This window comes from Xanthobacter sp. 126 (assembly GCF_000526175.1).
Taxonomy (GTDB): Bacteria; Pseudomonadota; Alphaproteobacteria; order Rhizobiales; family Xanthobacteraceae; genus Xanthobacter; species Xanthobacter aminoxidans.
The window spans coordinates 1,306,484-1,333,031 of record NZ_JAFO01000001.1; the positions used below are offsets into that span (position 1 = coordinate 1,306,484).

Annotated in this window: 23 protein-coding genes, 1 tRNA gene and 1 pseudogene; 9 read left to right on the top strand and 16 right to left on the bottom strand. The window is 60.2% G+C overall.

Going from position 1 to position 26,548, the window contains the following annotated elements; translation table 11 throughout:
* The first annotated feature begins 241 nt into the window (after window positions 1–241).
* On the top strand, window positions 242–664 hold the full coding sequence (locus XAN126_RS26870) for a hypothetical protein (RefSeq protein WP_024277717.1): 423 nt from the start codon (window positions 242–244) through the stop codon (window positions 662–664).
* A gap of 83 nt (window positions 665–747) precedes the next feature.
* Here XAN126_RS26870 and XAN126_RS0106115 read toward each other — a convergent pair whose 3' ends face one another.
* Window positions 748–3,390 carry an AAA family ATPase gene (locus tag XAN126_RS0106115; RefSeq protein ID WP_024277718.1) on the bottom strand — a complete coding sequence of 881 codons (2,643 nt, stop codon included), beginning with the start codon at window positions 3,388–3,390 and terminating at the stop codon, window positions 748–750.
* Window positions 3,391–3,972: 582 nt separating this feature from the next.
* Between XAN126_RS0106115 and XAN126_RS0106120 the strand changes: the two genes are divergently transcribed.
* Window positions 3,973–5,505, top strand: a complete 1,533-nt coding sequence (locus tag XAN126_RS0106120; RefSeq protein ID WP_024277719.1) for an ATP-binding protein — start codon at window positions 3,973–3,975, stop codon at window positions 5,503–5,505.
* Window positions 5,506–5,783: 278 nt separating this feature from the next.
* Here XAN126_RS0106120 and XAN126_RS0106125 read toward each other — a convergent pair.
* The 11 genes and pseudogenes from XAN126_RS0106125 to trxA all read right to left on the bottom strand — a co-directional run.
* Window positions 5,784–6,113 (bottom strand): annotated as a pseudogene (locus tag XAN126_RS0106125) (ATP-binding protein); the annotation flags it as partial.
* A 192-nt stretch (window positions 6,114–6,305) separates the two neighbouring features.
* Complete coding sequence (locus XAN126_RS0106130; RefSeq protein ID WP_024277720.1) at window positions 6,306–7,745, bottom strand: NAD-dependent succinate-semialdehyde dehydrogenase; 1,440 nt, start codon at window positions 7,743–7,745, stop codon at window positions 6,306–6,308.
* Between the two features lie 192 nt (window positions 7,746–7,937).
* The gene (locus tag XAN126_RS0106135; RefSeq protein WP_024277721.1) at window positions 7,938–9,440 is read right to left on the bottom strand and encodes a 5-methyltetrahydropteroyltriglutamate--homocysteine methyltransferase; all 1,503 of its coding nucleotides are present in this window, start codon (window positions 9,438–9,440) and stop codon (window positions 7,938–7,940) included.
* Window positions 9,437–10,192, bottom strand: coding sequence for a phosphonate ABC transporter ATP-binding protein (gene phnC / locus XAN126_RS0106140; RefSeq protein ID WP_024277722.1), 756 nt, complete (start codon window positions 10,190–10,192; stop codon window positions 9,437–9,439). Before phnC ends, XAN126_RS0106135 begins: the two co-directional genes overlap by 4 nt.
* A gap of 29 nt (window positions 10,193–10,221) precedes the next feature.
* Entirely contained in the window at window positions 10,222–11,046 is an 825-nt protein-coding gene (phnE, locus tag XAN126_RS0106145; RefSeq protein WP_029876788.1) for a phosphonate ABC transporter, permease protein PhnE, read from the bottom strand.
* 6 nt (window positions 11,047–11,052) lie between these two features.
* Window positions 11,053–11,931, bottom strand: coding sequence for a phosphate/phosphite/phosphonate ABC transporter substrate-binding protein (locus XAN126_RS0106150; RefSeq protein WP_024277724.1), 879 nt, complete (start codon window positions 11,929–11,931; stop codon window positions 11,053–11,055).
* 18 nt (window positions 11,932–11,949) lie between these two features.
* Entirely contained in the window at window positions 11,950–13,602 is a 1,653-nt protein-coding gene (locus XAN126_RS26025; protein ID WP_245272220.1) for a hypothetical protein, read from the bottom strand.
* Entirely contained in the window at window positions 13,599–14,132 is a 534-nt protein-coding gene (locus XAN126_RS28910) for a hypothetical protein (RefSeq protein ID WP_245272221.1), read from the bottom strand. Before XAN126_RS28910 ends, XAN126_RS26025 begins: the two co-directional genes overlap by 4 nt.
* Window positions 14,133–14,141: 9 nt before the next feature.
* The gene (locus tag XAN126_RS0106160; protein ID WP_024277725.1) at window positions 14,142–14,504 is read right to left on the bottom strand and encodes a DsrE family protein; all 363 of its coding nucleotides are present in this window, start codon (window positions 14,502–14,504) and stop codon (window positions 14,142–14,144) included.
* 23 nt (window positions 14,505–14,527) lie between these two features.
* On the bottom strand, window positions 14,528–14,959 hold the full coding sequence (locus XAN126_RS29340; RefSeq protein ID WP_348550903.1) for a sulfurtransferase TusA family protein: 432 nt from the start codon (window positions 14,957–14,959) through the stop codon (window positions 14,528–14,530).
* On the bottom strand, window positions 14,881–15,201 hold the full coding sequence (gene trxA, locus XAN126_RS0106170) for a thioredoxin (RefSeq protein ID WP_024277727.1): 321 nt from the start codon (window positions 15,199–15,201) through the stop codon (window positions 14,881–14,883). The genes XAN126_RS29340 and trxA overlap by 79 nt, the downstream gene beginning before the upstream one ends.
* 436 nt (window positions 15,202–15,637) lie before the next feature.
* Here trxA and XAN126_RS28170 point away from each other — a divergent pair, with 436 nt between their 5' ends.
* Window positions 15,638–15,808, top strand: a complete 171-nt coding sequence (locus tag XAN126_RS28170) for a hypothetical protein (protein ID WP_155982231.1) — start codon at window positions 15,638–15,640, stop codon at window positions 15,806–15,808.
* 174 nt (window positions 15,809–15,982) lie between these two features.
* Here XAN126_RS28170 and XAN126_RS0106180 read toward each other — a convergent pair whose 3' ends face one another.
* From XAN126_RS0106180 to XAN126_RS0106195, 4 genes are all read right to left on the bottom strand, one after another.
* Window positions 15,983–17,269: an adenylosuccinate synthase gene (locus XAN126_RS0106180; RefSeq protein ID WP_024277728.1), complete on the bottom strand. Its 1,287-nt coding sequence runs from the start codon at window positions 17,267–17,269 to the stop codon at window positions 15,983–15,985.
* A 243-nt stretch (window positions 17,270–17,512) separates the two neighbouring features.
* The gene (locus XAN126_RS0106185) at window positions 17,513–17,734 is read right to left on the bottom strand and encodes a hypothetical protein (protein WP_051460555.1); all 222 of its coding nucleotides are present in this window, start codon (window positions 17,732–17,734) and stop codon (window positions 17,513–17,515) included.
* A 30-nt stretch (window positions 17,735–17,764) separates the two neighbouring features.
* On the bottom strand, window positions 17,765–18,058 hold the full coding sequence (locus XAN126_RS0106190) for a hypothetical protein (protein WP_024277730.1): 294 nt from the start codon (window positions 18,056–18,058) through the stop codon (window positions 17,765–17,767).
* Between the two features lie 160 nt (window positions 18,059–18,218).
* On the bottom strand, window positions 18,219–19,688 hold the full coding sequence (locus XAN126_RS0106195) for a thioredoxin family protein (RefSeq protein ID WP_051460556.1): 1,470 nt from the start codon (window positions 19,686–19,688) through the stop codon (window positions 18,219–18,221).
* Window positions 19,689–20,099: 411 nt separating this feature from the next.
* Here XAN126_RS0106195 and XAN126_RS0106200 point away from each other — a divergent pair, with 411 nt between their 5' ends.
* The 6 genes from XAN126_RS0106200 to selD all read left to right on the top strand — a co-directional run bounded on the left by XAN126_RS0106200 (window position 20,100) and on the right by selD (window position 26,525).
* Entirely contained in the window at window positions 20,100–21,461 is a 1,362-nt protein-coding gene (locus XAN126_RS0106200) for an aminotransferase class III-fold pyridoxal phosphate-dependent enzyme (protein ID WP_024277732.1), read from the top strand.
* A gap of 45 nt (window positions 21,462–21,506) precedes the next feature.
* Window positions 21,507–21,887: a carboxymuconolactone decarboxylase family protein gene (locus tag XAN126_RS0106205; RefSeq protein ID WP_024277733.1), complete on the top strand. Its 381-nt coding sequence runs from the start codon at window positions 21,507–21,509 to the stop codon at window positions 21,885–21,887.
* A gap of 9 nt (window positions 21,888–21,896) precedes the next feature.
* The gene (selA, locus tag XAN126_RS27575; RefSeq protein ID WP_155982232.1) at window positions 21,897–23,327 is read left to right on the top strand and encodes an L-seryl-tRNA(Sec) selenium transferase; all 1,431 of its coding nucleotides are present in this window, start codon (window positions 21,897–21,899) and stop codon (window positions 23,325–23,327) included.
* Window positions 23,324–25,213 carry a selenocysteine-specific translation elongation factor gene (gene selB, locus XAN126_RS0106210; RefSeq protein WP_024277734.1) on the top strand — a complete coding sequence of 630 codons (1,890 nt, stop codon included), beginning with the start codon at window positions 23,324–23,326 and terminating at the stop codon, window positions 25,211–25,213. Before selA ends, selB begins: the two co-directional genes overlap by 4 nt.
* Before the next feature lie 58 nt (window positions 25,214–25,271).
* Window positions 25,272–25,365 (top strand) — tRNA-Sec (locus XAN126_RS28175).
* A gap of 110 nt (window positions 25,366–25,475) precedes the next feature.
* Window positions 25,476–26,525: a selenide, water dikinase SelD gene (selD, locus tag XAN126_RS0106215; RefSeq protein WP_024277735.1), complete on the top strand. Its 1,050-nt coding sequence runs from the start codon at window positions 25,476–25,478 to the stop codon at window positions 26,523–26,525.
* The last annotated feature ends 23 nt before the right edge of the window (window positions 26,526–26,548 follow it).

The window sequence follows — 26,548 nt, forward strand, 5'->3', positions numbered from 1 at the left end:
ATGAGTCCGCACCAACCCCAAAGAGAAGATTTAAGAGACGCCGCTTCTCGCTTTCGACGAGCTGCCTTTCAATGCACGCCCCGACCTGACACCATATCTTATTCACCTGACGAAGAATACCGAACCTGAAGACGAATTCTCGGCTTTTGACAATCTCGTCAGCATTCTAAAGACTGGCAAAATCTGGGGTAGCAGCTCCAAGAAAGGATTCATCAAGGGGCCGAACAAGGCGGCCTGCTTTATGGATGTTCCCTTCGCCTCGCTCAAATATGTCCTCACGCCGGAGAACTCCGATCCCCAATCTCCACGCTACGAACCATATGGAATCGCGATAACAAAACGCTACGCGTATGGCGAGGGCTGCCGTCCCGTTCTCTACCTCTCGGACGCTGAAACCGCAAAGCTGCAGATTCCCCGCGACGAACTCTGGCGCGTGGTCCGGCTTGAGGTCAGTAAAAAAGGCTGGATCAGCTGGCTCCACGAGCGGGAATGGCGTTGCAAGGGCAACTTCGCGCTTCCCAGGGCTCCACAGGCCGTCTTCGTCCGAAATGCGCGGGAGGCCGAGCGCCTGACGAAGGAAATCGCGGCTCCCAAGTCTGAGTTCAAATGCCGTCCTCGCGCCGTCGTTCCGCTCACCGTCCTGTGCCAGGGTCTTTTGGCCTGAGGACGAACAGCGGCCACCGGCGGCGCAGGCCAACGCACCACCACCGCCGTCGCGGAAGCGTCATACGCGGGCTCGCTCCATACCTATTTTTTGGACTTCATCTGTGGGCGGGCTGCCTCGGCAGTCTCGCTGTCCGCTTTAAGATCGGCGATCAGAAGTTCGAGCTCCTCGATATCCTTCCCGAACTCGGCAGGAGATGGTACCGCAACGGTATCCGCCGCTGGGTTGTCATGGCTGTGGGTATTCGCGCGCGTCATGCCCTCGTGGAAGCGGATAGCGAGCACATCGGAGAGACAGACATAACGCAGCAACTGCGTCTGGATGACGTCGGTGCCGCGCCGGACGATATCCCTAAAAATGATCTCCTCGACCACGCGCTCATAGGTATCGCGAAGGCGTCCATACAAATTCTTCACCGCGACCTCGTAATCGGCCGGACTGCTCGCATAAACTTTCGAAAGTTGCGCTGAATCGTTCTTGAGCCGGCCGATGCGCTTGGCGACATTCAGCCCCTTCCAGGGCATACCTGCGGCATCGATCTTGCCCGCCGCGTTCTTGTCGCTGAACAGCGCGACCGTCACAGGCTCGATCCCCTGGGCGTCGGCGGTGCGGCAGAGCTCGTTGAAGAAGACGATGTCGTGGGTGAACACGATCACCTGACGCTTCAAGGCCTCTTCGGCGATGCGCTCCGCCACCTTGGCGCTTCGGTCGCGGTCGAGCGAGGACACGGGATCGTCGATCACGATCGCGCCTGATCCGTCGGTGAGGGCGATCTCGGTCAGGAAGCCTGCCAGGGCCAAAGCGCGTTGCTCGCCTTCGCTGAGGATCTCCGACGTCACCTTGGTCAGCTTAGTGTTCGGGTTGACCTCGAATTCCGCCTTGGTCTGACCGCTCTTGCGTGCGAGCCCGACATTGAGATGCATGATGTCGAAACGCGTGCGCTCCGCATCGAATTGCGTGACCACGGCCGTCGTCAGATGTGTATCCAGGAGCTCGTTTGCACGCTGCGTGATGCCCCTCGTCTGGACGTCCGCGAGAGCCTTCCCATATGCGGCGTCGATGATCAGCAAATCGCGGCGGGTGACAAGCTTAGACTTGTTGGCGGAGAGTGTCTTCCGATCTTCGAGCTCAGCCTTCTCTTCTGTGAGCTTGGCCCTCTCGTCGACATTGCTCGCCTGCGCCAACCCGTCCTTTTCGGCCTTTAGTTTGAGCGCAAACGCCTTTACTCCCTCAGACGGCACTGCGATGGCGGGAGCAGCCTCGTATGGTTCTCCGTTCAGGCGCGCGACCGCCTGTTCACGGCGCGCGACCGCGGTTGCCTGAAAGCTCGCGAGTAGATCAGCCAGCCCGGCATCGCGCTTTCGTACCTGTTCGAGCCGGTCGGCGAAGTCCGCGGCGCGGAGACAGGAGAGCTCGTTCACATTGGCGAGCGTTTCGGCGACCGCCTGCTCTGCCTTCGTCGCGGCGGTATCCAGCGTGTCGTCCATATACTTCTGAAAACGCTGCATACGGCTGGCGCCGTCGGGCAGGAGGGGCTGTTGACACAGCACGCACGCGGCAGGTTCGGCATCCTCCAACACCACAGGGAACGGCTTGCCTGCATAGGCTTCCTTGAGGGAGTAGTCGCGGGCCGCCGCCCAGAGCGCCCGCCAGGTGTCGCTCCCGACTCCGGGCAGCGGGTCGTCGGTGAACAACGCGTCGGCGGCGACCGTGGCAGCTTCGCGCGCTGCCACGGCGGTGGCGCGCAGACCCGCGAGCTGCTCGAGCGCCGCATCTGTAAACGCCGATCCGGCTGCCGCACATTCGGTCGCGAGGGTGTCGGCCCATCTGGCGAATGCGGTAACGTCAGCAGCTGCGGCTGCGCCGGCTGACAGCACGGCGGTGACTTCATCGAGACGCAGCTGATCCGTCTCGGCGAACGCCGCCGCCGCGTCGATCTGAGCGTCGGTCGTGGACTTGCTCAGCGCCTTGTCGAACCGTTGGGCTCCCGTATCGCGTATGGGTACAAAGGCGATCGTCGTCAGGCTGACCTTGTCGCCAACCTCGGTTGCGCGTTCCGTCTCCAACCTGTCCTTCAAGCCGAGACAGACGGTATTGAGCCGATGCGGCAGGGCTAGCCCGAAGGGAAGAAAGCGAATCTGATTTCCGCCGTCGACATAGAGCTGCGCCGAGGCTGTGTCGAAGACCGCCACCTGCATAAGCTGCGGTGATGCGGCTTTCCCGGGAGACCAGGAAATTGGCGTGTCGCCGGCGCCGGCGTCGATGATGATGTCGGCGGTTTGCGGTCCGGAGGACGCCCCATACACGTCAGCCAGAACCTTAAGCTTGGCGGGGTTCTCGACGCGCGTGCGGCAAGCAGTTCGCAGGATCCGCACAAAACCGCTCTTGCCGCTTCCGTTGCGGCCATACACGATCGTCAAGGCCTTCGGGCAGAAAGTAAGGGCCGCCTTCGGAACCAGACGGTTGACGTTGTCGACGTTGGCGATCCCTTTCAGGATGATGGGCTGGTGCTTTCCGCCCCCGAAATGCGCCTTGGCGAATGGGATCGCGCCAGGAGGAGGGCTCGCAGGACTGAAGCCTGCGGCCATCTTGACCATGGCAAGCAGTTCGCCAAGGTCCGTATCGGTGAGATCGTTGCTGATCGCGAGCCGGCGCAATGCGTCCTGTTTCCAGGACGAAAGCTTCTTTGCCCAGTCCAAGACGTCGTCGATCGGCTCTGCAGTCATTACGATCCCCCCGGAGCGACTATGATTCTGCCCGTGATTGTTGCGGATAATCCAATAGTCCGCGCCTCCCGGGCAAGCGATCAGCCGGGGCTCGGATCAACCGGGCGGCGGGAAGGGTGCGCCATAAGAAGGGCGTATCCCCCAGTCGGTCCCTGCTTGTATACCGCTGGGGCAAGCTTTTTCTGGGCTCTAGAATCCCGGTCAGCTCGCCCTTCTAAGATGGTTTTCCACATACCGTGGGTTGCATGGTAGCTTAGGCTTGCGTTGTGCGCACGCGATTTAGCGGGGCACCACCACGGTCGAAGCGGAGACACGGCACGTGCAGCCGGTTTTCTCGGGCGTACACTTGGGCGGAGATCCACGCCTTGAGCCGGCCGCTGTCCCTTCCTGCCGGTACCGGCAACCTGCCCTGCGCAACATCGCGCTCACCACGAAAATGGACATGGTCGTACGCACGCCAGATGCTCTGCCGCAGGCGCCGCCGAACAAGGGCGAGAGCGTCATGGCTTGGTTGCAACGGATTCGACGGCTAATCGACGAATACAACGTCCGCCAAGTCGAAGTGGCGTAGGAGGCCAGGCGATGAAGAAGTTCGACCTGAACATCGACCGGATGCTCGAAAACTGGGACGCATTCCACGCCATCCGGGAAATCATAGCCAACGCTCTCGACGAGCAGGCCCTGACCGGCACGCCGGAAATCTCCATCGCCCGCGACGGCGAGGGCATCTGGCGGATTCGGGACTTCGGCCGAGGCCTGCGCCACGAGCACTTCACGATGAACGAGAGCCAAGAAAAGCTCGATCATCCAGGCCTCATCGGCAAATTCGGCGTGGGCTTGAAGGACGCGCTGGCCACATTCGACCGGCTGGGCATCGAAACCAGCATCCGCTCCAAGTTCTGCGACGTCGCCTTCGACCGTTCCGAGAAGCACGACTTCTCCGACGTCATTACCTTGCACGCATGCATTTCCGATCCGTCCGACCCCGCATTCGTCGGAACCGAGTTCGTCCTCAAAGGCTGCTCCGACGAGGACATCGAGAAGGCCAAGCGGCTGTTCCTGCGCTTCTCCGGCGAGGAGGCGCTCGAACGGACGCCCTACGGAGAGGTCCTACAGAAGGCCGACTCCGTCGCCTACATCTACATCAACGGTATCCGCGTCGCCGAGGAGGGGAACTTCCTCTTCTCCTACAACATCACGTCGCTGACGGCCGCCATCAAGAAGGCCCTCAACCGCGAGAGGACGAACGTCGGGCGGACGGCCTACTCCGACCGGGTGAAGTCTATCCTGCTGACGTCCTCTTCGGAGGCCGTCGCCAAGGCCCTCGTCGACGATCTGGGACACTTCGGAAGCGGCACGCTGCATGACGAGATGAAGTGGACGGATGTCTCCGTGCATGCCTCGAAGATCATCAATGTCTCGGGGAACGTCCTGTTCCTGACGGACGAGGAGATCATGGACGCTCCGCGTTTCGTCGAGGAGGCTCGGGCGAGCGGCCGGCAAATCATCACAATCCCAAGCACCGTCAAGGACAAGCTCTCGGGCCAAGTCGACGTGGGGGGTAACGCCATCCAGGATTTGGGCAACTTCGTCTCCGCGTGGAACAACAGCTTCGAGTTCAAGTTCGTTTCGGCCGACGCGCTCGCTCCCGGGGAGCGGTCGGTCTTCGAAATGACCGGCCGGATCGCCGGCCTCGTCGGCGGGCTGCCTTCGAGCGTTCGGAAGGTGAAGATTTCCGAGACGATGCGGCCCGAGACGGGAAGCTTCTCGGAAGCCCGCGGGCTCTGGAACGGCGAGGACATCATCGTCAAGCGGAGCGAACTCGCCTCCGTCGAGGCCTACGCCGCCGTCCTACTGCATGAGATCGGGCACGCCAGAAGCGGGGAGACAGACGTCACCATCGGCTTTGAGCAGGAGCTGACCGACCTTCTTGGGAAGGTCGCCGCGGAAGCCCTGCGCAAAGCCCCAACGCCCTCGCAGGAGCGGCCGCGAGAGCCGGCCAAGGATCGAAGCCCCGATCTCCCGGCCGCATGGCACCAGCCGCAAGCGGTGAGCCGCCAGCCCGTTCCCGCGAAGGAGCCCGGGTTCTGGGGTCGGCTGTTCGGCAAGGATTAGTCGCCGCGCCGCCTTCGACGGCGACGCCCGTCCCACAGGGAAGGGCATACAGGCGAGATCTCAGCCTATGCCTGGGTATAGGCGTGGAAGCCAGCGGTCGACGACCGTTGCAGGAAAGGCGAGACGGACCTTGCCCCGCTCCGTATCCGAGGTGAGCAATCCGGCCTGGAGGTGCGCGGACAGAACGGTGCGAGCCTGACGCTCCTGGTAATTGGTCAGCTCGGCCGCCTGAAGAGAGCATTTGCCTGCATCCACGACCGTGCGCAGAACGCTGCCATGAGCCGGCTGACAAGGTGGAACAAGAGCTGGCCGCCGGACTGGGCGAAGGGCAGGTAGCCGAGCTCGTCGAGGACGATGAAGTCCTTGCGGGAGAGATAGTCGGCCATGCGACCCTGGCGGCCGGATCGGGCCTCGGCCTCCAGCTTGTTGACGAGGTCGACGACGTTAAAGAAGCGGCCTCTGGCGCCACCTCGGATGGCGGACCGCGCGATGGCGATGGCCAGATGGGTCTTGCCGGTTCCGGTGCCCCCGATCAGCACGACGTTGCGCTGGTTGGCGAGGAAGTTGCCGCCGGCGAGGTCGCGCACCAGAGTATCGTTGATGGGCGTGTCTCCTCAGCAGGTCGTATCGTGAGCAGTCGGCGCTCGGGGCGTGGCGGAGACGCAAGGCGTCGGGTGTGATGATGGTGACGGGGGCTGCAGGCTCACGGCGCCGGGCGAGGATGTTGAAGAAGAACGGATGCATCAGCTGTTCACCGCAGGGCGAAGCGTCAGCAAGCCTCCGAGAAAGGTGGGACCGCTTCAATGCGTCTCGGCGACGAGTTTGGTTCGCAGAAAATCGTTGAGACCCTCGACGCCACCTTCGGAACCGTACCCGCTCTGCTCAACGCCGCCGAAGGGCGTCTCCGGCAGCGAGATCATTGTACCATTCACCCCGACCATGCCGGCGTTGAGGGCATTAGATACAACGTTGGCACGCTTGCCGCTGCCCGTGAAGACGTAAGAGGCGAGCCCGACATCGACGCTGTTCGCACGCTCGATGACTTCGTCGAGATCGTCAAAGCGGGCAATCGGTGCCACCGGTCCAAACTGTTCTTCGCGCATAATCAAGGCTCCGTCCGGCACATCGTCGAGGATGGTTGGCGCATAGAACCAGCCGCGTTTGCCCAGCCGCATGCCCCCCGTTACAACCGATGCGCCGTAGTCGCTCGCGTCGTGAACGATACGCTCCATCTCATCGAGGCGCCGGCGGGCGGCCAGCGGTCCCATCGTCGTCGCGGGGTCTAGACCATCGCCGACGACGATCTCGGATACAGATTGCCGCAATGCGTCGAGAAAGCGGTCATGTACGCCTGACTGGACAAAAAAGCGACTTGGCGTGGTGCAGACCTGACCGGCATTGCGAAACTTAAACTGGGCTCCGAGCCGCGCGGCTGCCTCGACATCGGCATCGTCGAACACGATGAAGGGTGCATGCCCGCCGAGTTCCAGAGTGCACCGCTTCAGCGTGTCCGCGGCCAGCTTCTGCAGATGAATGCCGACCGGGACGCTGCCCGTGAATGTGACCTTCTTTGGAATGCGGGAAGCCAGCAGGTGCCGGGACACCTCTGCTGGTTCACCGAACACAACATTGAGCACACCGTCAGGCAGCCCTGCATCCTGAAAGCAACGCGCGATCGCAATGGCCGTCGCAGGTGTTTCCTCGCTCGGCTTGACGACAATGGAGCAACCCGCGGCGAGGGCGCCGGCCACTTTGCGTATGACGTTCACTCCGGGAAAATTCCAGGCTGCGAAGGCGACCACTGGTCCGATGGGCTCCTTAAGAGCCATGTTGCGCACGGCGTCCGAGCGTGAGGGTATGACGCGCCCGTAAGCACGCTTACCCTCCTCAGCGTACCACCGAATGATCCCGACTACGGAATCCAGCTCCGCCCGCGATTCCTTGATGGGCTTACCGATTTCGAGTGTGCAGTTACGCGCAATTGCGTCACGACGTTCTTCCAGCAGCCGCGCGGCCTTCTCCATTATAGCCTGGCGTTCGATTGCTGGCGCCCGCTTCCAGATCGCGAAGCCGCGCTGGCTGGCGTCCAACGCCCGGTCGAGATCGGCGGTCGCCGCGAACGGAAGTTCGCCAAGCGTTTCCTCCGTTGCGGGGTTGATGACTGGGGTACTCCGGGAGCAGCTACCGGCGGTCCACTCGCCGTCAATGAGCATGGCAAGCTTTTCATAGCTGGTCGTCATCTCGTAGCTCCTTGGGCGTGCATTCAGCGCAGCCCTTCTACTCAGCTGGACAGGGGCAATCAGCCGTTGCAGCGCGCGTTGCGAGCGCCGTCGAAGAGCAAAAGTGCCTTTGCGGATGGGACACCATCGCGTCGAGCACCTCGGGTGCGACCGGTGTTGTCCAGTTGTAGTCTAGATAGCTTGGATCCGAGCTCATCGGCGGAATGGCTCTACAGCGCGTGCGATTGCGGCGAGCTTCTCCTGAGCCGAGCCAGTGCAGCAGATTGGGCTGTCTGCGAAGGTCGCGAAGCCACAGTCGGGATGCAGTAGCACGCGCTCCCGGCCGAAGAGGTTGATGGCCTGCTCGATCCGCGCCGACACAGCGTCGAAGGCTTCAGTATGCGGGGCCTTCTGGTTTACGACGCCGACGCCAACCCGTGCGTCTGGAGGTAGGGCGCGCAGAATCTCCATCTCGCCCGCCCGTGGCGTACACATCTCCAGCAAGTAGGCGCCGACACGCACTTGGCTGAGCATGTCCACCAGTGGGGCGTAGCTTCCAGCCAGGGCCACGCTCTCATCCGGGGTCCAGTTGCCTCGGCAGACATGCAGCCCCGTGCGCTCTTGAGGGAACCCTTCGAGGACGGCGTTGAGTAGATCCCGAGCGAAGCCTAGTTCATGCTCGGGGTCGTGAGACTCGGAAAGTGCCCCGCACATAAATGAGCGCTTGTTTTTCGCGCCCGAGAAGACGACCTCGGATAATACAGGCTCGTCGAGCTGGACCAGGGCCGCGCCTGCATCCATCAACTCCGCCAATTCCTCCCGCAGTATGTGCACGATGTCTTCGGCGACTTCCTCGCGGCTGCCATAGGCTTGGTTGGAAATGCACTCCATCCACATCGTGCGGGCGAGCAGATAAGGACCAGGCAGCGCGGCTTTGATCGGCTTGGCGGTCACGCTGCGCGCGAAATCGAGCTCGTGAGCCACCAATGGGCGCGAGCGCAGGAGCTTTCCGAATACAGCAGGGTGACGCACGTCGCCAGCTGGAATGTCGAGGGCGCGAAGCTCTGCTTCGAACTCTTCCGGATGATCGACAAGTGGCAGTAGATCGACCAGCGGGATCAGCTGGCAGTTGTCGAGACGGCTCGCGACGAAACTCGCATAGGAATCACGACGTTGTTCGCCATCCGTGACGACGTCTACGCCAGCCTTCTCCTGCGCGGAGATTGCAAGGCGCACGGCGTCGTCGGCGGTCTCTTGAAAGGCGGCCTCTGGAAGCCGCCCCTCGACGTGAGCATGCATCGCCTCAATCATCCAGCGCGGCCGCGGCCAGGAGCCGATGCCCATTACCGACAGGGGAGGGATCGGTGGCGGTGAGATCGGAACGCGCAGTAGTCGCTCAATCTTCGCCTCCGTGACGGCAGGGGTGACAGCGATTTTCGCATCGACCGAACGATCCGACAGCTTCCCCTTGCAGACCAGGAAAGAGCGCTGCTTCTTCACTTTCGTCCAGGAGAGAAGTTCGTTGCCCGTCAGTCGACACCAAGCTGGCAGGTCTTCATCTACAGAGATCTCGGTTGAGAGGATCTCAAGCAGCCCACCCCGCGGTAAAGGGTCGATATGTTTGCGGATCAACAGCAAAAGGCCGTTGCCGCAATCCAAATCGCCGCCGTCAAAGCTGGTGTCGGGCTCATGCAGATGGCTATCGATCGGATTCATGTGACGCCCTCCAAGATGGTGTCCGGTTCAACCTCCGCCCCGTACAGCCGCACATAAGCCGACCGGCCGAACTGCCCGACTGGCCTATCGATCACGATGCGGCCCTGAGAGAGGCCGATGATGCGATCGGCATATCGTTGGGCGAACTGAACTTGATGCAGACTGCAGATCACGCTGACCTGTTCCGTGCGGGCGATCAGCCGCAGCAGGTCCAGGATCTCGGCCGCTGTTCTGGGATCCAGGCTGGCAACCGGCTCGTCGGCCACGACAACACTTGGCTTTTGCGCCAATGCGCGCGCGATGGCGACGCGCTGTTGTTGGCCTCCCGAAAGGTGGTCGGCACGCTGGTCGGCCATTTCTAGCAGGCCGACGCGCTCCAGGCATTCGAGCGCCAGCAGGCGGTCAGCGCGCGAGAACAGGCGCAGGCAGCCTCGCCAGGCAGGTACATAGCCGAGGCGGCCGGCGAGTACGTTGTCGAGCGCGCTCAATCGGCTGACTAGGTTGAACTGCTGAAATACCACCGCTACTTTGCGACGACGGCGATGGTTGGCGGCATGCGCAACATCCTCGCCGCACACCGTGACGGTGCCACGGTCGGGTGCCAGCAGACCTGAGATGCAGCGAAACAGCGTGGTCTTGCCGGCGCCGCTCGGACCAAGCACCGCCACAAATTCGCCGGCTCTGACGCAGAAGCTAATCTCCTCGAGGGCACCCTGGCCACCGAATTCCTTGGACACGCTATGCACGTCCATGCGGACGTCTCGGTTACTGTCGGCTTCCATCAGGCAAGCCCCCGCCGAAGCCAGCCGGATAGCTGATCGAGCGCCGTCACCACGATGAAAATGAACGCGATGATCGTGAAAAGGCGGGAGAAGTCGAGGAGGTCGAGACTGTTCTTGAGCTCCTGGCCGATGCCACCCGCTCCGACGACACCGAGCACCGTCGAGGCGCGAACGTTGAACTCCCACCAGAACAAAGCAGTCGAAAGCAGCACTGGCGCGACATCGGGCAAGATCGCGTAGCGGATCGCAGTGATGCGGCCAGCGCCAGCGGTGCCTACCGCGTGGAAGGGGCCCATCTGGGCATTCTCAATGTGATCGGCGAATTGCTTGGCGGCGCTGCCCCAGGTATGGAGAGCGATTCCGAGCACTCCCGCGAAAGGGCCCAGGCCGACCGCAGCTACGAAAATTAAGGCGAAAACGAAAGAGTCGATGCCGCGCAGCAAGTTCAGAATCCACCTGGCGGGATGATAGAACGCGGGCCAGGGCGTGATGTTGCGGCTAGCGAGTAAAGCCATCGGGATCGCTAGCCCTGTGGCCAGCGTCGTGCCGATTGCCGCCATCGCAACGGTTTCGGCGGTGCGCTGCGCAAATAGGGGAACTTCATTCATTGACGGAGGCCAGGCGCTGGCGATCCAGTGGCCAAGCCGAGGCAGACCGGTAATCAATTTGCCCGGGTCGATACCGGCAAGTCGCCATGCAACGGCGTAAAATATCATAACGGCCGCGGCGACGAGCGCGAGTCGGATGCGTCGGCGCGAGCAACCGCGACCCTTCCTTTCCAGGGTACGCAGTGCCCGCTCCGCGGCTGTCGGTTCCGTTAGCAAGTGCGCTCAGGCCTTCGCCTTGATCTTGCCGACGGCAATGCCGGCCTTCTCGATGACGTCATAGAAAGCGTGCGTGGAGGCAACGAAGCCGGTGTAACGATCCGGCAGCAGTGCCTTGGCCTGCTCGACGGTGATAGCGGTCAAGATCTTCTGGACCTCAACCCCGAGCCCCTTGGCCGCGTTCGCGGGTACTACGATAGCATCGTTCGGCAGCGGATCTGAGGTCCACACGACCTTGTTGGAATCCGGCTTGATGCGTCCGCTGGCGATCATCGCGTTACGATTACGATCGAAATCCGTCGCGAGATCGACTTGCCCGGTGCTGACGGACAGCTCGTTGGCGGCGTGTGTGGCACCTTCGGAATATTTCCAGAACGTTTTGGGATCGATTTTCCAGACCTCCTTGGCGCAATAGGTAGGAATGAGCCAGCCCGAGGTCGAGCCCACATCGGCGAACGATATGGACATGCCTTTGGTATCGTCCGGAAACTTTGAGACCTTGAGGTCCGGGCGCCCGATGATGATGCCGAGATAAGTCGGCTTATCGTCATATTTGACGGTAGCGACAGCTTGGCACCCTGTGGCGTTGTTCGCGATGACGTAACCCCAAGGCCCCATCCAGGCGGCGTCGAGCTGACCCGAGCCCATCGCTACGGCCATGCCCGCCCAGTCGGTCGTAGCCGCGAGCTCGAAATCTGCGTCGAGTTCCTTTGCCAAGTGGGCGAAGATCGGCGTGAACGCTTTTTTCGTGTCGTCGGCAGAGGGCAGCAAAGGTCCCACGCCAAATCGGAGCTTTTTGTGGCCCTGTGCGATAGCCGGAGTAAACAACGTCGCGGCAGCGAGGCCCGCACCCGACCCGATGAGTGTCCTACGGTCGATTTTCATCACTATCACCCGATGAGTTTATCGTTGACCTCTGTCCGGTCGGCTTACGCCAGCCCCGGCTGGCCGGCGGCGACGGCCAATCTCGAAACCAATCGCGCCGACGGCGATGCCCGCGATCCCGAGAGCGCCGACGACCCCGGGAGAGAAGCCTGCGGAAGTTGCCGCAGGGTGAGCGGGTGCGACTGCCGCCTGCGCCGACCACGCGACCGCAGAAGTCGGAGCTGCAGCATGCGTGCCGGCGGCCGCCATCGACGCCATGTTGTGATAGTTGCGTACGAGCATCGCCCGGCCGACATCCTTCAGGATCGACTGTCCGGCGACGCGACCTTGGCCAAGGACCATGTCGACGTTCTGAACAGCCGGCCCGCCGAGATTGAGCGAACGGTTCCCGTCCTTATCCTCGACGTTCCAGTCGATGACCTTGTCCCCGTCGATACGATTGACCGCGATCCGGAAGAAGCCCTCTGGTCCATCGGCCTTCTGGCCCGGTTTGATGCGGATCTCGTCTCGATTCACCAGCATGAACCCAAAATTGTGCCCGGTCGGACAACCAATGGGATAGGCGGTGAACTTGGGATCGAACGGGTAGGGCTTGCCGTATTCGAGGGCGAAGGCCTTCTCGTAAATCTTGAGATTGGCATTTCCGTCCTTGAAGCCTTCGGGCCAAGGCGAAAGGAAGCCTGCGACTCCGTCGTATTCGAATACCAGAGCCTTACGTGCGGTGGTGTCCTCGATAAGTCGTTGCGGATCGATCGGGCCGAGCATCTTGTCGAAGACGGCCTTGCCGCCCTCAATGACTTCTACGCGCACGGTACCGGCGGCCTGGTCGATTGCGGCGACACGGATTATCTTGGCGCCACTGGTCCAGCTCGCACCAACGGCCGCCTGGCCCGCGAAGAGCTTCTCGCCGGCGAGCATGCGGTCCGTCCGGACGCCCGAAAGCCAGTCGAAAACCAGCTTCTGCGGCCCCGCCTCGCGAAGCTTACCCTGGTTATACAGTTGAGTGAATCCACTCGTGCCTTGGCCTGCCCACCATCCCGGCTGGTTGGCCGAGAATACCGGCGCGCCGAAGGCCCATTCCCAATCATGTCCGGCGACGGTGCGCACATGCAGCGCGTGGTTGGCTGTGCGCTCGTGGCCGACGGTCGCGAAGTAGTGGTAGACCTGCCCTCCGACATCCAGGCTGCCACCAGCCGGGATCGTCACGTTCTCCTTGATGACGATCGACATGTCGTAGTCGATGTATGTCGGCATGCGACCCAGCACGGGCAGTGGCTCGCCGCGCAGTGCCACTTCACCGCCCCAGGTGTCCTCGAGATAGGCCAGCCCGCCGGGCGGAATGACGACCTCGCCGTTTTCGACACGACTCTTGCGGATCAACACGGAGTCGAACTTCGGGGGCCGGCTGACTCCGAAATCGTCCTTCACCGGCACTGCCTGCCTGAGCCCTGGAAGGCCAGGAACAAAGGCCGGATTCACCGGCCGGTCGGCGAGTAGCGAGAAGGGAGGCGGGGCAATATCGTCCTTTGCCACTGGATGGGCGATCGGCACGCCCGGCGCTAGTGGCGTCAGTCGCGGATCGGTCTGTGCGGCGAGGGGTGTGCTGGCAATCAAAACCGCGGCGGCAACCAGGTGAGCGGTGGGACGCATTACCATACTTCCCTTCTTCATCTCGATTCCAGGCTTGCGCCGCGCCGCGCGGGGAGGGGGCAGGCGGTGTGGCGGCGACGTGAGAGGGCGAGCGTCCCCCAGCCGGTCAACAGCAGGGTGTTGATGAGGATCAGCCATTTCGGCACGCCTGCCAGCAGGCTTCCCGCGACACCCAGCCCAACGACCGATAGTACCGGCGCCAGGCAGCTTACACAGAGAGCTGACACGGCGAGCACGCCACCACCGAGTGCGGCGCCCGTAGTAGCGCCCGCGCTATTGCGCGGGCCCGTTCCCAGCGCGAAGCCGACAAAGGCGAGGGCTGCCGCGACCGAAAGCGCGACGTAGGCCTCTTCCTTCCGCTGAAAGCTGACCCACCAGGCCTGTCGCCGTTCGTAAGTCAGCTGGCCCGCGCCGACGAACTCCTCAGGGAGGAAGCCGCAATCCTCGGCAGCTGAGACGGTCTGCGGCATCTCGAAGAACAAGTAGCTTAAACCGAGATAACCGACCCCTCCGACAAGGGCGAGCACAAGAGCGATATTGCGGGGACTCATGAGACGGCCTCAATAGCTGAGGGAGGGAACGCCTTCGCCCATGAACTCGACAAGCTTAGCGCCGCCGACGATCTTCGCCCCGGCAACGAGACTGTCCTCGTCAAGCCCGCGCTTCTTGAAACACGGTGAGCAGACGTAGATGGCGCCACCCGCGGCCGCGAACTTCGACATCAATTCACAGAGCGGCGCGAATCCCTCTTCATGAATTTCATCAGAATACCCCCTTTGCGAAAGGCGCGTGCCCTCGATCGACAGGAAAACAACAGTCTCCTTGTCCGAGGCGACGGCCGCGTTAGCAACGACGAAGCCGACTGTTGCCTTGTCGGTGTCATTCTTGCCAACGCTAATGCTGACGACAAACTTGCCTGCCATTGTTGTTTCCTCGGATAGGGGAATTAAGTCCAATCAGTCCGCGAACGGATCCAGAAGGAATGGGTGCCGGGCTCGTGACGGACGAGTTCGTTGCGGGTCAAGCGGCACCAAGCGGGAATGTCCTCGGGCGCGGCTGGATCATGCGCTACGATGCGCAGTAGTTCGCCGGGCATGCTCCTCAGCTTGATGCGAAGAAGCAGCGCCAGATCTCCGCACCCGGTGTAGCCTGTGTCATAGGTTTCGATCGCCCGGAAAGTGTCCATGCGCCATCCCCGCCCGTCCGCGCGTACAGCATCGCAGACCGGGCATGTCTGGTTAGGAGAAGAGGCCTGATCCAGCATATGGTCCGTCGAGGGCGACGGCAGGCAAGCCGCGATCAGACTGCGGCGGCGATCCACTGGTAGAGCTTCGCCTTCGGGGCGGCACCGGCCTGACGGGCAGCGACTTCGCCGCATTTAAAAATCATCAGGGTCGGGATCGACATAACACCGTATTCCGTCGCCGTCTGGGGGGCTTCGTCGATGTTCATTTTGACGATCTTCACCTTATCGCCCATCTCGCGGGCGATTTCGTCAAGCGCGGGTGCGATAGTTTTACAAGGGCCGCACCATTCGGCCCAAAAATCGACCACCACCGAACCATTTGCCTTGAGCACTTCGGCTTCGAAGTCCGCGTCGGAAACCTTACAAACGAGCATGGGTGACCTCGTCCACTTATTGGAAGGCGGAGCATTAACAGATTGTCGCTAAGCGACATCAGGCTCGTGATAATGGTATGATCATATCATTAAACACCAGAATATCAAAAGAACTTTTTTAAAAAGATCGCGCTTCGGCCTGAGTATTCCGAGCCTTTGCGGCACCAAAACCGATTGCGCATGAGCTCCGTACGAAGGCTTCAGCGAAGCTGGCCAGATTAATAGATGGTATGAACGTTCCAGAATAGAGGTGCTTCAGTATACCCCTGTCTAGGTTGGCTAGATCGGCAATACCCCCACCCCCTTGGGCGCCGCCATCGCGCGTTCCGCCATCCGTGGCGGCGCAGGAGGGGGTTTCTCCAATGTGTTCGGCTTCGTCAACAAGCTGGAGGCCGGGGCCCGATCCGGCCGCCAGGGCTAGCAAAGGACGCAACAAATGGCCGGCGATCTCTCCCCTAAGGCCTTCATCTTCCTCGACGAACTCGGCTGCCCGCACTTCGTCCCGTCCGAAGGCCAGCTCCTGTTCCACCGCGTCAGCAGGCTCGGCTTCCTTGGACTCACCCTTCTTGCGCGCTGCTGTTCTGGCTGCGAAGGTTCGACCCTCTGAGGCCGCTTGAAAGTGGAAGGCATCTGCTGTTGTTGATCAGGTGCGGAGCTGTTTCCGCGCAGAGGCCGGTGGCCAAGTTTCGAGTCCCAAAGCCTCGTTTACTTATCTATATTGGCAGTGAGGCCCCATGCCAATGTACCCCGGCGTGGCGCCCATGGTCGTGTTTGATCTGGCCTAATCAAGGAACGGGTCGCGGAGCAGGATCGTTTCCAGACGGTCGGGACCGGTCGATAGAATTACAACTGGCGCGTGCGTTTGCTTTTCGATAAAGCGGATATACGCCACCGCATTCTTAGGCAGGTCATCCCAGGTACGGAGGCCTGCAGTTGGGCGGTCCCAGCCCGGCAGAGTGTCGTAGATGGGCTGGACGCGGGCCTGTTCTTCCTGCGTCATGGGAATGCGGTCGATGCGGCGACCATCCAGCGAATAGCCCACGCAGACCTGGATTTCTTTGAATTCGTCGAGGACGTCGATCTTCGTCAGGGCCAGACCATTGATGCCTGACAGTCGGACGGTCTGGCGGACAGCCACGGCGTCGAACCAACCGCAGCGCCTCTTCCGTCCAGTATTGACGCCGAATTCCGCGCCCCGCGTTCCCAGCAATTCGCCGGCCTCGTTCAGCTGTTCGGTCGGCATCGATCCATTTCCGACTCGGGTCGAGTAGGCCTTTGTAATTCCCAGCACATACCGAATGTGAGCGGGTCCTACACCGCTCCCGGTCAATGCACCGCCGACAGTCGTCGTCGATGAGGTCACGAAGGGATAGGTGCCATGATCGTTGTCGAGAAGCGCGCCCTGTGCGCCTTCGAAGAGGACGCGCGCATTCTGTCGGTGAAATTCCTCCAATGTGGTCGATACCGATCCGATAAACGGGATCAGTGTGGCCCCTTCGGTTTGAATTTCCGAAACGATGGTGTCGACCTCTGCCGGCTGCAGACCGAAGCCGATGCGAAGTGGATTGTGGTGACGCAGCAGATTTTCTACCTTGCCGGTAAGGCTTAGAGGCTCACGAAGGTCACAGGCCCGAACAGCGCGTCGTCCGATTTTGTCCTCATAGGCAGGACCGACACCGCGTTGAGTGGTGCCGATCGACCGGCCTCCGGAACTCTCCCGAGCCGCATCCAGCTCTCGATGAAGGGACAGGATGAGAGCAGACCCTTCCGAGACGATCAAGTTGTCGGGCGTCACCTCGAGGCCGCGGGAGCGCAAGGTTGCGACTTCAGTATTGAAATGTTTCGGGTCGACCACAACGCCGTTTCCGATCAAAGAAAGCTTGCCTCGAACCAAGCCGGAGGGCAGCAGAGCGAGCTTGAATTTTTCGCCATCGACAACGAGCGTGTGGCCCGCGTTGTGGCCGCCATTGAACCTCACAACGACGTCCGCACGTTCACCGAGCCAATCGACGAGCTTGCCCTTTCCCTCGTCGCCCCACTGGGAGCCGACCATGACGATGCCACTCATAATCATTCCTGCTGCTGCAACCGGTTGAGGCCATTCCGAAGCGGAGATCATATGCGGACCGCAGCAAAACAGGTGCCCCCCCAATTTTCGAATGGGGTGGGGGCGCCACGACTCCGGTCCTTCGATTACACGCCGAGCGGTGATCAAAACCCGGACTGCTACTCCCGCTCAGGAATTGGCAATCCGGGCCTCTTTGCCCTTTCGAGATCAGGGCTTCACCAACATCGGCGGTTCAGGGAGCCTCTACTCCGATTTAGCTTGGGTGCAGATTGCAGCAATAATCTGATCCATCAGACTATCAGCAATTTGATCAAGCTCCTCCGGAGTCTTGTTCTGAATTGGGTGAGGCGCCCAGATGATCGCGGCTTCGTATCCAAGCGCTGCCATCTGCGTGACGGCACCCTGATAGAATTCCGTGGTAACAACGAAACAACCTGGCAGGCCACGTTCGTCGAACTCCTTCATGTCATGCAGACCGCACGACGTGCAGGAGCCTCAGTCGGCCAAGCCCTGGACCACCACATCCGCATTAGAGGCGACATGCTGTAAAATATCTACCGTCGCCGGCTTTGCGTTCGTGGGTTTCCTCGCGCGCATCGTGGTGATGCCACGCGCTTTGAACCGCTTATCCAGGTAATCCAGAAATTCCTCAGTACGGGTCTTTCCGATGCCCATAAGACAGACCACCTTCCCGTCCAAGGTAGTCAGAGGGGGCCGACGCTCCCTGATCGTCGCGGAGCCCTCCGCGGTTGGATCGTGAAGAATAATGGGATCCCTTTTTTTCGCCATTGGCTGCTCCTTCTCGTCGTGGCGGTATGATTGTTTAGAAAGTCGCACGCAGTATTTTGGCGATGTCCGTTGCCAGCTCTCGCATGCGTCGATCGCAGGGTTTGCTTTATCTCCACACTGAGTAAATGTTGATCGATGACAAAGTGCCCAGATGCCGCATTCAGAAGTCCGCGATTTCGCGGGTGATGGGGTACGTGTCGTCCTTGTCGCGCCCGGTCGGCCATCCAGCGAGAATTGCCGAGTAGAGCCCAGCGGGGCCGCCGGCGCGAACCAACAGGAGGCCTTCGGGGTTGAACTTGTCGACCATTTGGTCCTTGAACTTCGGCAGCACGCCTTCGCCGACACCGTGAGTGAATTCCAGGAGGTCGTTGCCCGGCCGCCGACAGTGGCGGACCAGCGCGTCGTGGATCATTTGCCGGTTCCAGCCGTCTCGCTTGTAAACAGCGTAATGCTCAGGTGAAATGACCAGAACTGCGTTGCACCATTGGCACATCTTCGGATGGCCAACCGCGCAAAGGCTCATCGCCATGGATTTCGCGAGCTGCTCCGCAGTCCGGGATTTCTGGTCGATAATGAGCTGAATGCCTTCGCCCTGGAACAGGGTCACCGCACTCTTACCGCGTTCGATACCACGCGATACGGAGAGCGGCTCCCACTCTTCGTTGGATTCATCCTCGGCGAAGCAGAAGGTGTACTTGCTCGGTGCGCCCAATGCGGATCGATCGATCTCACCTGGCTTCGCGCCGCCGAAGTTTCTGGAGAGCAGATTGAGCGCTCGGCCAATCGTCGCGTTCGCGCGGTTTCCCTGGCCCAACACGTTCAGCCCGGAATTCATTCCGATGCGCTTGGCGATCGGGCCGTTCACAATGATCAGCGGGCTGGTGCTGCAAGTGCTGCAGATGATCCCGTGCCAAGTGAAGTTAGGCTCCAGGGCGGTTTCGATGGCGCCGATGACGGCAGGCATATATTCAGGCTTGCAGCCGGCCATTACCGCCGCTATCGCGACCTTCTCGATCGTGCACTCGGAAAGATTGGGCGGAATACGGCCAATGATCTGGTCACGAGGCCGGCTCGTCCCCTCAAGCATACGCAGAATTCTCTCTGGTGTGGGCGGCACAACGGGCAGTCCGTCGGTCCATCCACGATCGTAGCAGGCCTCGATAGGGTCCGCGAAAAAGTCGACCTCGATTTTGCGCGCTTCGATGCCCGTGTCGCCAAAGCGAGTGCGTAGGATTTCGGGCATCCCGGGTTGAACCGACAGGGAGCCGCAGCCCGGCCGCATAACGGGCAGCTCTTCAAAAAGCTCGTCGACGCCGAGGAGATTCTTCCACTGCTCGCGATGCCAGCCGAAGACTCGGCCGGTCTCAGCTCCGGACTCCATCTTGATCAGCGTCGGAACTGTTTCAATGTCGAGGTGAAACGATTTCTCAAGCTCGGTGTCGTCGATTACGCCACGGAGACTAGCGGGGAATGTCGGGTCATCTTGAGTATAGATCGTTATCTTGGCACCGGAGTTCTGAAGTTCTGCAAGGACGGGTTCCACAAGCCGACAGGTGTCGCATTCCTTTTTGACCACCGCAATCAGCTCTGCATTCTTGCCCTCTCCATTAAACGCCGCGAAACGATCCATGACCAACTGACCCCTTAGGCAGATTTTTGCGAACGCGCGCGGAGCCTGGCGGACGCGCCAGTTCTGGTATGAACATATCATTATGTCGGCCCATGTCAATGGAACTGAACATAAATGGACACCCGCGGCGCCCTGGCAAACGTGGCCGGGTGGGGCTTCAACATCAATAATGAACTGAAATATTGGGAGAAATTGGCGCTCGCGTCTCGCGCGAGAGGCTAAGACCTCTCAAAGATGGTATGAGTTGTTGATAAATATCGAGATAGGGTATAATGATTCTGCGTGGCGACGATGGATAGCGCAGCGGCGTTGCCCCTCGGAGCTGCCGAGTTTTCGTTGGATCAAACCAGCAGTTTGCGCCTGTAGCTCCCAACGGTTTCGGCGCGATCGTAGCTCAGAAGGGGATTCCCGGTGCCGAGACCGCAGGCTGAACTCGCCAACGACCTATCCTGGGTTCAAGAGGCTCACGTTGACCACTACATCCAGAGCTGGTCAGTTCAAGGACAGAAGCCACTAGTCATTACCGGCGGGCGGGGTAGCTGGTTTTGGGACTCGACTGGCAAGCGCTACCTCGATTTTCAATCTCAGCTTGTGAATCTGAACCTCGGGCATCAGCATCCGGCGATCGTATCGGCTATCAAAGAGCAGGCTGAGAAGCTCTGCTATATCGGTCCTGCAATGGGAAACGATGCGAGATCTGAGCTCGCCGAGTTGATTGCCGGTATCACACCAGGTGATCTGCGCTCGACGTTCTTCACAACCGGTGGCGCTGCGGCCAATGAGAACGCAATTCGACTGGCCCGTCACTATACCGGCCGGCAAAAGATCGTGGCTCGCTACCGTTCCTATCATGGCGCGACGGCAGGTGCTCTGGGGCTGACGGGTGACCCCCGGCATCACTTGGCTACTCCTCCGGGTGGCGTCGTGCGTATGTTTGACCCCTATCTGTACCGCTGTTCGGCCTGTTCGACAGGGCGCACAGATCAGTGCCCCATTTGCAGCGGCGGTCCCCATCTGGAAGAGATCCTGATGTACGAGGATCCGAAAACCGTCGCCGCGGTCATCCTCGAGTCTATCGTGGGAACCAACGGCATTATCGTGCCGCCCGATGGTTATCTGCAGTCCATTCGCGAAGTGTGCGACCGGCACGGCATCCTACTGATCCTTGACGAGGTGATGGCCGGCTGCGGACGGTCCGGCAAGTGGTTTGCTTGCAACCACTGGGACGTGGTTCCGGACATCCTCGTGACCGCTAAGGGGCTGAACTCTGGATATGTGCCCCTCGGCGCGATGACAGTTTCTAGGCCCATCGCCGATTGGTTGAAGGAGAACAAGTTCCCAGGCGGCCTGACTTACGCCGGTCATCCGCTGGCGTGCGCTTCTGGCGTCGCGGCAATCCGCGCGACCATCGAAGAGAACATCGTCCAGCGAGCCGCTGAGAGCGGAGAGTATCTGATCTCGCGCCTCAAGAAGATTGCCGAGAATCATCCTTCAGTGGGTGATGTGAGAGGCAAGGGTCTCTTCATTGGCGTTGAATTCGTAAAGAACCGCAAGACGCGCGAGCTGCTCGTTCCCTTCAACGCCACCGGCGAGAAGGCGACTCCGATGTCGGCGATGGTCAAGTTCGCGATGGAGGAGGGATTGTATCTATCGTCTTTCTCCAACGTGCTGCGGATCACCCCGCCGCTGAACATTTCGCGGGAAGATCTCGACTTCGGCTGCGAGGTTCTGGATCGAACATTTGAGCTGGCTGACCGGTATGCTGAGGCCTGAGCGATAAAAATGACGAAATCACGTGCGAGCAAAGGAATAAAAGGTATGGACCAGACCCGTTTCGATATCGGCCTTCAGCGGCGGAAGGCCACGCTTGGCGCTGAGTACGTCGAGAAGAACCTCGCGTCGGCTGACGACTTCACCATGCCGTTCCAAAAGGAAATGACGGCTTGGTGTTGGGGCTTTGGGTGGGGCGATGACACGATTGATGCCAAAACCCGATCGATGATGAACCTGACGATGATTGGGGCTTTGGGCAAGATGACCGAGTGGGAGACTCATTGTCGAGGAGCTCTCAACAACGGAGTTTCGAAGGACGAAATCCGCTCGATCGTTCATGTCATCGGCATTTATTGCGGCGTGCCGCAGGCCCTCGAGTGCTTCCGGGTCGCGCGGAAAGTGCTTACCGACGCGAACCTCATCTGAGTAATTACAGTGTCGCAAACCAGCTCCGTCGGTCGACCAACACTGCCCTCCGTCGAGCGCATTCTAATTGCGCCCGAGCTGGAACGGCTCGTTTCCTGCCACGGCCGGGAGTTGGTTTTGCGAACAGTGCGTCAGCTATTCAACGAGCTGCGGCTGCAGGGCGGTGATACCGGTCTTTTGACCGGTGTCACCATTGAAGAGTTAGCTCCGCTCATTATTGACAGTGTCGAGAAATTGGTGGGTTCCAAACTCCGAACCGTGTTCAATCTTACCGGCACTGTTCTGCACACCAATCTGGGTCGCGCTTCGCTGCCTGCTCAAGCAATCGATGCCGTTTGCGAAGCTGCACGATCAAGCACGAATCTGGAGTTCGATCTGGAGACGGGGAAGAGAGGCAACCGCGATAGTCATTTGGAACAGTTGCTGATATATCTGACCGGCGCCGAGGCTGCAACTGTCGTTAACAATAACGCGGCGGCAGTGTTCCTGTGTCTCAATACGTTTGGCCTTCGCAGGGAGGTTCCCGTTTCACGAGGAGAGCTGGTCGAAATTGGCGGCGCCTTTCGACTGCCTGACATCATGACTCGCGCTGGGACGAGAATCCGGGAGGTAGGGACGACAAACCGAACCCACCCCGCCGATTTTCGGAATGCGATCTCCGCGAAGACGGCTCTCCTTCTCAAGGTGCACACGAGCAATTACGAGATCAATGGCTTTACCAAGGAAGTTGGGGTTGAAGCGCTGGCTGGCCTTGCCCGGGAGCATAACATTCCGCTCATGGTGGACCTTGGGAGCGGCACACTCGTCGATTTAAAGAAGTATGGGTTGCCGGACGAACCCACAGTGTCCGCCAATGTGGCGGCTGGTGCAGATCTGGTTACGTTCAGCGGCGACAAATTGCTCGGCGGTCCTCAAGCGGGTTTGATCGTCGGTAAGCGCGAGCTGATCGATAAAATTAACAAGAATCCCCTTAAACGCTGTTTTAGACTGGATAAAATGACAATCGCCGCACTCGAAGCGGTGCTTCGCTTATATACAGATCCAAGTCAGGTGCGCATGCATATTCCGGCCTTTGCGATGCTTACCCGACCGCTTTTAGAAATAGAAAGCAGCGCCGCCAGGTTATGTTCCTTGCTCGCTCCGGTCCTGGCAGGAATTGCGACCATAAAAATAGTGGCATGTTCGAGCCAAATCGGCAGTGGATCGTTACCGGTCGATACTTTACCGAGCTGCGGACTCTCCGTCGAACCGGTGGCCAATCGGCGCTCAGCTAGCCGCGAGGCTGAAAGGGTTGCTAGGGCGTTCCGTACTCTTCGCAAGCCGGTGATTGGTAGGATAAGCAAAGGCGGGCTCTTGCTCGACCTCCGTTGCCTCGACGATGAGGATGGGTTCATTTCGCAATTGCCCGAGCTGGTAGACGCGCTGGCGGCTGCGTCATGATCCTAGCCACTTCGGGTCACGTCGATCACGGCAAGTCGTCGCTGGTCAAATCGCTAACCGGACGCGACACTATGCGTCTACCCGAAGAAAAGAAGCGGGGCCTTACCATCGACCTCGGGTTCGCGTACCAAACGTTCGCGGACGGCGAGGTCATTGGTTACGTAGACGTCCCCGGCCACGAGAAGTTTATCCACAATATGGTCGCCGGCGTGATGGGGATCGAGTCGGTGCTGCTGGTTGTGGCCGCCGATGACGGCGTGATGCCGCAAACGTCCGAGCATCTGGTCATTCTAGAGTTGCTGGAGGTGAGGAGTCTGACCGTTGCAGTGACCAAGATCGATGCCGTCAGCTCGGAGCGGGCGGCAGAGGTGTCGCTGCAGGTTGGAGAGCTGCTGAGTTCGAAAGGCTATGGAGACGTCGGCATATTCTGCGTCTCAAGCCTCACGGGGCAGGGCATCGAGGCTCTTAAGCGGCACCTGGTCGATCTGGCGAAGAAGCGGCGCCCGATCGATGCCGAGCACAATTTCCGGATGCCGATCGATCGCTGCTTCACCCTATCAGGTGTCGGCATCATCGTGACCGGAACGGCGATCGCCGGCTCGGTTCAAGTTGGCGATCGGCTGACGATTTCCCCGTCGGGAATCAGTGTGCGCGTTCGCTCGATCCGCGCCCAGAATGAGAGCGCGGACCTGGGCCTTGCAGGCGAACGGTTGGGTATCAACATCGTCGGCGTCGGGCTCAAGCTCGCTGACGTTTTGGGGCGCGGGCAGACTTTGACGGCGCCTGCGGCTCACGTCTCGACCAATCGGTTTCACGCCAAAGTCAGGTTGCTAGGCACGGAGGCACGGCCGCTGAGGTCAAGAAGCAAAGTTCATCTCCACATTGGGACTGCGGACGTCGTTGCAAAGGTGGTTCCGCTGGAGCGAGATGCTATGCTGCCTGGGACTGCATCCCTGGTGCAGATCGACTGCGAGCGGGAAATCGCTCCGCTGTGGGGTGACAAATTCCTGCTGCGCGACGCGTCTGCATCTAGGACGATTGGCGGCGGCTCTGTGATCGATCCGCTTCCTGCTATGGAAGGCCGACGAGCTCCTGGCCTCCTGAATGCTCTGAGGGCTATGGAGCTGAAAGACCCGTCCCGGGCAATTCGTGCACTCGCCGATGAGAAAATGGACGGTGTCGATGTGGGCGCGTTCGAACGAGACCGCAATCTGCAGACGATGGCGTCGCAGGCCATCCGGGAATTGCCTCTGAAATGGGTCGAAGCTGACGATTGCCTTGTAGCATTATCGGCGCGCAACTGGGACGAACTGTGTGATCGTGCGGTGAGGGGCCTGGAGGCTTTTCATATGAAATATCCTGATCAGCCGGGCCTCTCGGAGCATCAGCTGAGAAAAAAAATCGCAATGGACTTCGATAGGTCGGTATTCTCAGCGAGCGTTCGGTCGATGGTAAGAATGGGGCTCTTCCAGCTTCGGGGAACGTACCTGCAGCTTCATCATTACGAGGCAAGGTTGGACGTCAAGGAAGAAGCCGCATGGGATAAAATCTCGCGGATTCTTGACGTTGATACCAACTGCCCGCCGCGAGTGGTCGAGATTGCAAGCGAGCTTGAAATGCCACCCGACAGCATCCGAAACCTCCTGGTAAGGGTATCGAAGTGCGGATTTGTCATTCCGGTCGCGGATAATCGTTTCTTCTTACCGAAGACGATGCAGAGAGTCTCCGACATTCGCGATGACCTTGCGATGCGGCGGGAGCTGTCGGTCATTGCGTTCAAGGAGGCCGCCGGGATCGGCCGGAATTTGGCTGTGGTACTGCTCGAATACTGGGACAGGGTTGGAGTGACTCGTCGTCGAGGCAATTATCGAATGATTATTCGCTAGGGTGACGGGTCAATGGCTTTCCTAGGCCGGCGCGGGCGGTTTCGAATGCCAACGTCGAGGAAAAGTATTGTCTCCAGTGGGACGCGACGGACTTCAAATCCGTCGAAGGGGCGCTTGCGGTCCCTTGGGCTCGACTCTTAATTCTTCCGCCATCGTTTCTCATCTCCCATGTGAATGATTGGGAGATCAGCCCGGCTGGTGGTCCGAGCAGCGGTCACACGCAGCGATAAGCATAGAGATACGTATGCAGTGGAATGCGGCAATGAGCGATAAGCAGATCCGTTTGATGAGTTTGGCGCATGGCGGCGGCTGTGGCTGCAAATTAGCGCCCAGCGTCCTGCACGAGCTTCTCTCGCCCGCGCTAAAGCAAGAGAGCTTCAAAAGCCTGCTTGTTGGCGTCGAAACAGGGGACGACGCGGCTGTTTGGCAGGTCGATGAGAGCACCTGCATCATTGCGACGACAGATTTCTTCATGCCGATGGTTGATGATCCCTTCGACTTCGGACGGATCGCCGCGACCAACGCCATTTCAGATGTCTATGCCATGGGCGGGACGCCGGTGATGGCTCTTGCCATCCTCTGTATGCCGATCGAAAAGATCGCGCCAGAAACGGTCCGGAAAATTCTCGAAGGCGGCGCCTTTGTATGCGCATCCGCTGGAATCCCGGTAGCAGGTGGGCATTCTATTGATTCGCCCGAGCCGGTTTACGGGCTCGCTGTAATTGGCACCTGCCGCCCGGAGCACGTCCGCCGAAACACAGATGCAAAGGCTGGTGACGCAATCATCCTGACCAAGCCGCTCGGTGTCGGCGTCTATTCCGCGGCGATGAAGAAGGGAAAATTGGCCGATCAGGGATACGCTGATCTCGTAGCGACCACGACCCGGCTCAACCGCGTAGGTAGCGACCTGGCGCGCAACAAATCGGTGCATGCCATCACGGACGTAACCGGGTTTGGGCTGCTTGGTCACTGTCTCGAGGTTGCGCGGGGCTCAGGGCTCACGATTCAGCTCGACGCCAGGCAGCTTCCGTTACTTCCTGATGCGAAATCCCTCGCACAGCAAGGCTGTGTAACGGGCGCCTCGCATCGCAATTGGAAGAGCTATGGCCACGAGGTCGACCTCCCCACGGGATGTGAGGAATGGATGAGGCATCTTCTCACCGATCCGCAAACGTCGGGCGGACTTCTCATTGCATGCGACGAGTGTTGCGCGTCCGCCGTGTTGGAGGCCATCGTCGCTCAGGGAGATACGTCTGCACGATTGATTGGGCGCGCGGAAGCTGGTCCCGCATTGGTCAAAATCCGAGCTTAATCCGCCAGGAGGAATCTTGCGGT

What these genes read in the sequence shown, in the direction of transcription:
- XAN126_RS0106115 (WP_024277718.1), bottom strand. Translation starts at nt 3,390, where the DNA reads ATGACTGCAGAGCCGATCGACGACGTCTTGGACTGGGCAAAGAAGCTT.
- XAN126_RS0106205 (WP_024277733.1), top strand. Translation starts at nt 21,507, where the DNA reads ATGGACCAGACCCGTTTCGATATCGGCCTTCAGCGGCGGAAGGCCACG.
- XAN126_RS0106190 (WP_024277730.1), bottom strand. Translation starts at nt 18,058, where the DNA reads ATGGCGAAAAAAAGGGATCCCATTATTCTTCACGATCCAACCGCGGAG.
- XAN126_RS0106180 (WP_024277728.1), bottom strand. Translation starts at nt 17,269, where the DNA reads ATGAGTGGCATCGTCATGGTCGGCTCCCAGTGGGGCGACGAGGGAAAG.
- phnC (WP_024277722.1), bottom strand. Translation starts at nt 10,192, where the DNA reads ATGGACGTGCATAGCGTGTCCAAGGAATTCGGTGGCCAGGGTGCCCTC.
- selD (WP_024277735.1), top strand. Translation starts at nt 25,476, where the DNA reads ATGAGCGATAAGCAGATCCGTTTGATGAGTTTGGCGCATGGCGGCGGC.
- XAN126_RS0106120 (WP_024277719.1), top strand. Translation starts at nt 3,973, where the DNA reads ATGAAGAAGTTCGACCTGAACATCGACCGGATGCTCGAAAACTGGGAC.
- XAN126_RS26870 (WP_024277717.1), top strand. Translation starts at nt 242, where the DNA reads ATGGATGTTCCCTTCGCCTCGCTCAAATATGTCCTCACGCCGGAGAAC.
- XAN126_RS0106185 (WP_051460555.1), bottom strand. Translation starts at nt 17,734, where the DNA reads ATGAAGGAGTTCGACGAACGTGGCCTGCCAGGTTGTTTCGTTGTTACC.
- XAN126_RS28170 (WP_155982231.1), top strand. Translation starts at nt 15,638, where the DNA reads ATGGCCGGCGATCTCTCCCCTAAGGCCTTCATCTTCCTCGACGAACTC.
- XAN126_RS0106150 (WP_024277724.1), bottom strand. Translation starts at nt 11,931, where the DNA reads ATGAAAATCGACCGTAGGACACTCATCGGGTCGGGTGCGGGCCTCGCT.
- selB (WP_024277734.1), top strand. Translation starts at nt 23,324, where the DNA reads ATGATCCTAGCCACTTCGGGTCACGTCGATCACGGCAAGTCGTCGCTG.
- XAN126_RS28910 (WP_245272221.1), bottom strand. Translation starts at nt 14,132, where the DNA reads ATGAGTCCCCGCAATATCGCTCTTGTGCTCGCCCTTGTCGGAGGGGTC.
- XAN126_RS0106160 (WP_024277725.1), bottom strand. Translation starts at nt 14,504, where the DNA reads ATGGCAGGCAAGTTTGTCGTCAGCATTAGCGTTGGCAAGAATGACACC.
- XAN126_RS0106135 (WP_024277721.1), bottom strand. Translation starts at nt 9,440, where the DNA reads ATGAATCCGATCGATAGCCATCTGCATGAGCCCGACACCAGCTTTGAC.
- XAN126_RS0106130 (WP_024277720.1), bottom strand. Translation starts at nt 7,745, where the DNA reads ATGACGACCAGCTATGAAAAGCTTGCCATGCTCATTGACGGCGAGTGG.
- XAN126_RS0106195 (WP_051460556.1), bottom strand. Translation starts at nt 19,688, where the DNA reads ATGGATCGTTTCGCGGCGTTTAATGGAGAGGGCAAGAATGCAGAGCTG.
- XAN126_RS29340 (WP_348550903.1), bottom strand. Translation starts at nt 14,959, where the DNA reads ATGCGGCGAAGTCGCTGCCCGTCAGGCCGGTGCCGCCCCGAAGGCGAA.
- trxA (WP_024277727.1), bottom strand. Translation starts at nt 15,201, where the DNA reads ATGCTCGTTTGTAAGGTTTCCGACGCGGACTTCGAAGCCGAAGTGCTC.
- XAN126_RS26025 (WP_245272220.1), bottom strand. Translation starts at nt 13,602, where the DNA reads ATGAAGAAGGGAAGTATGGTAATGCGTCCCACCGCTCACCTGGTTGCC.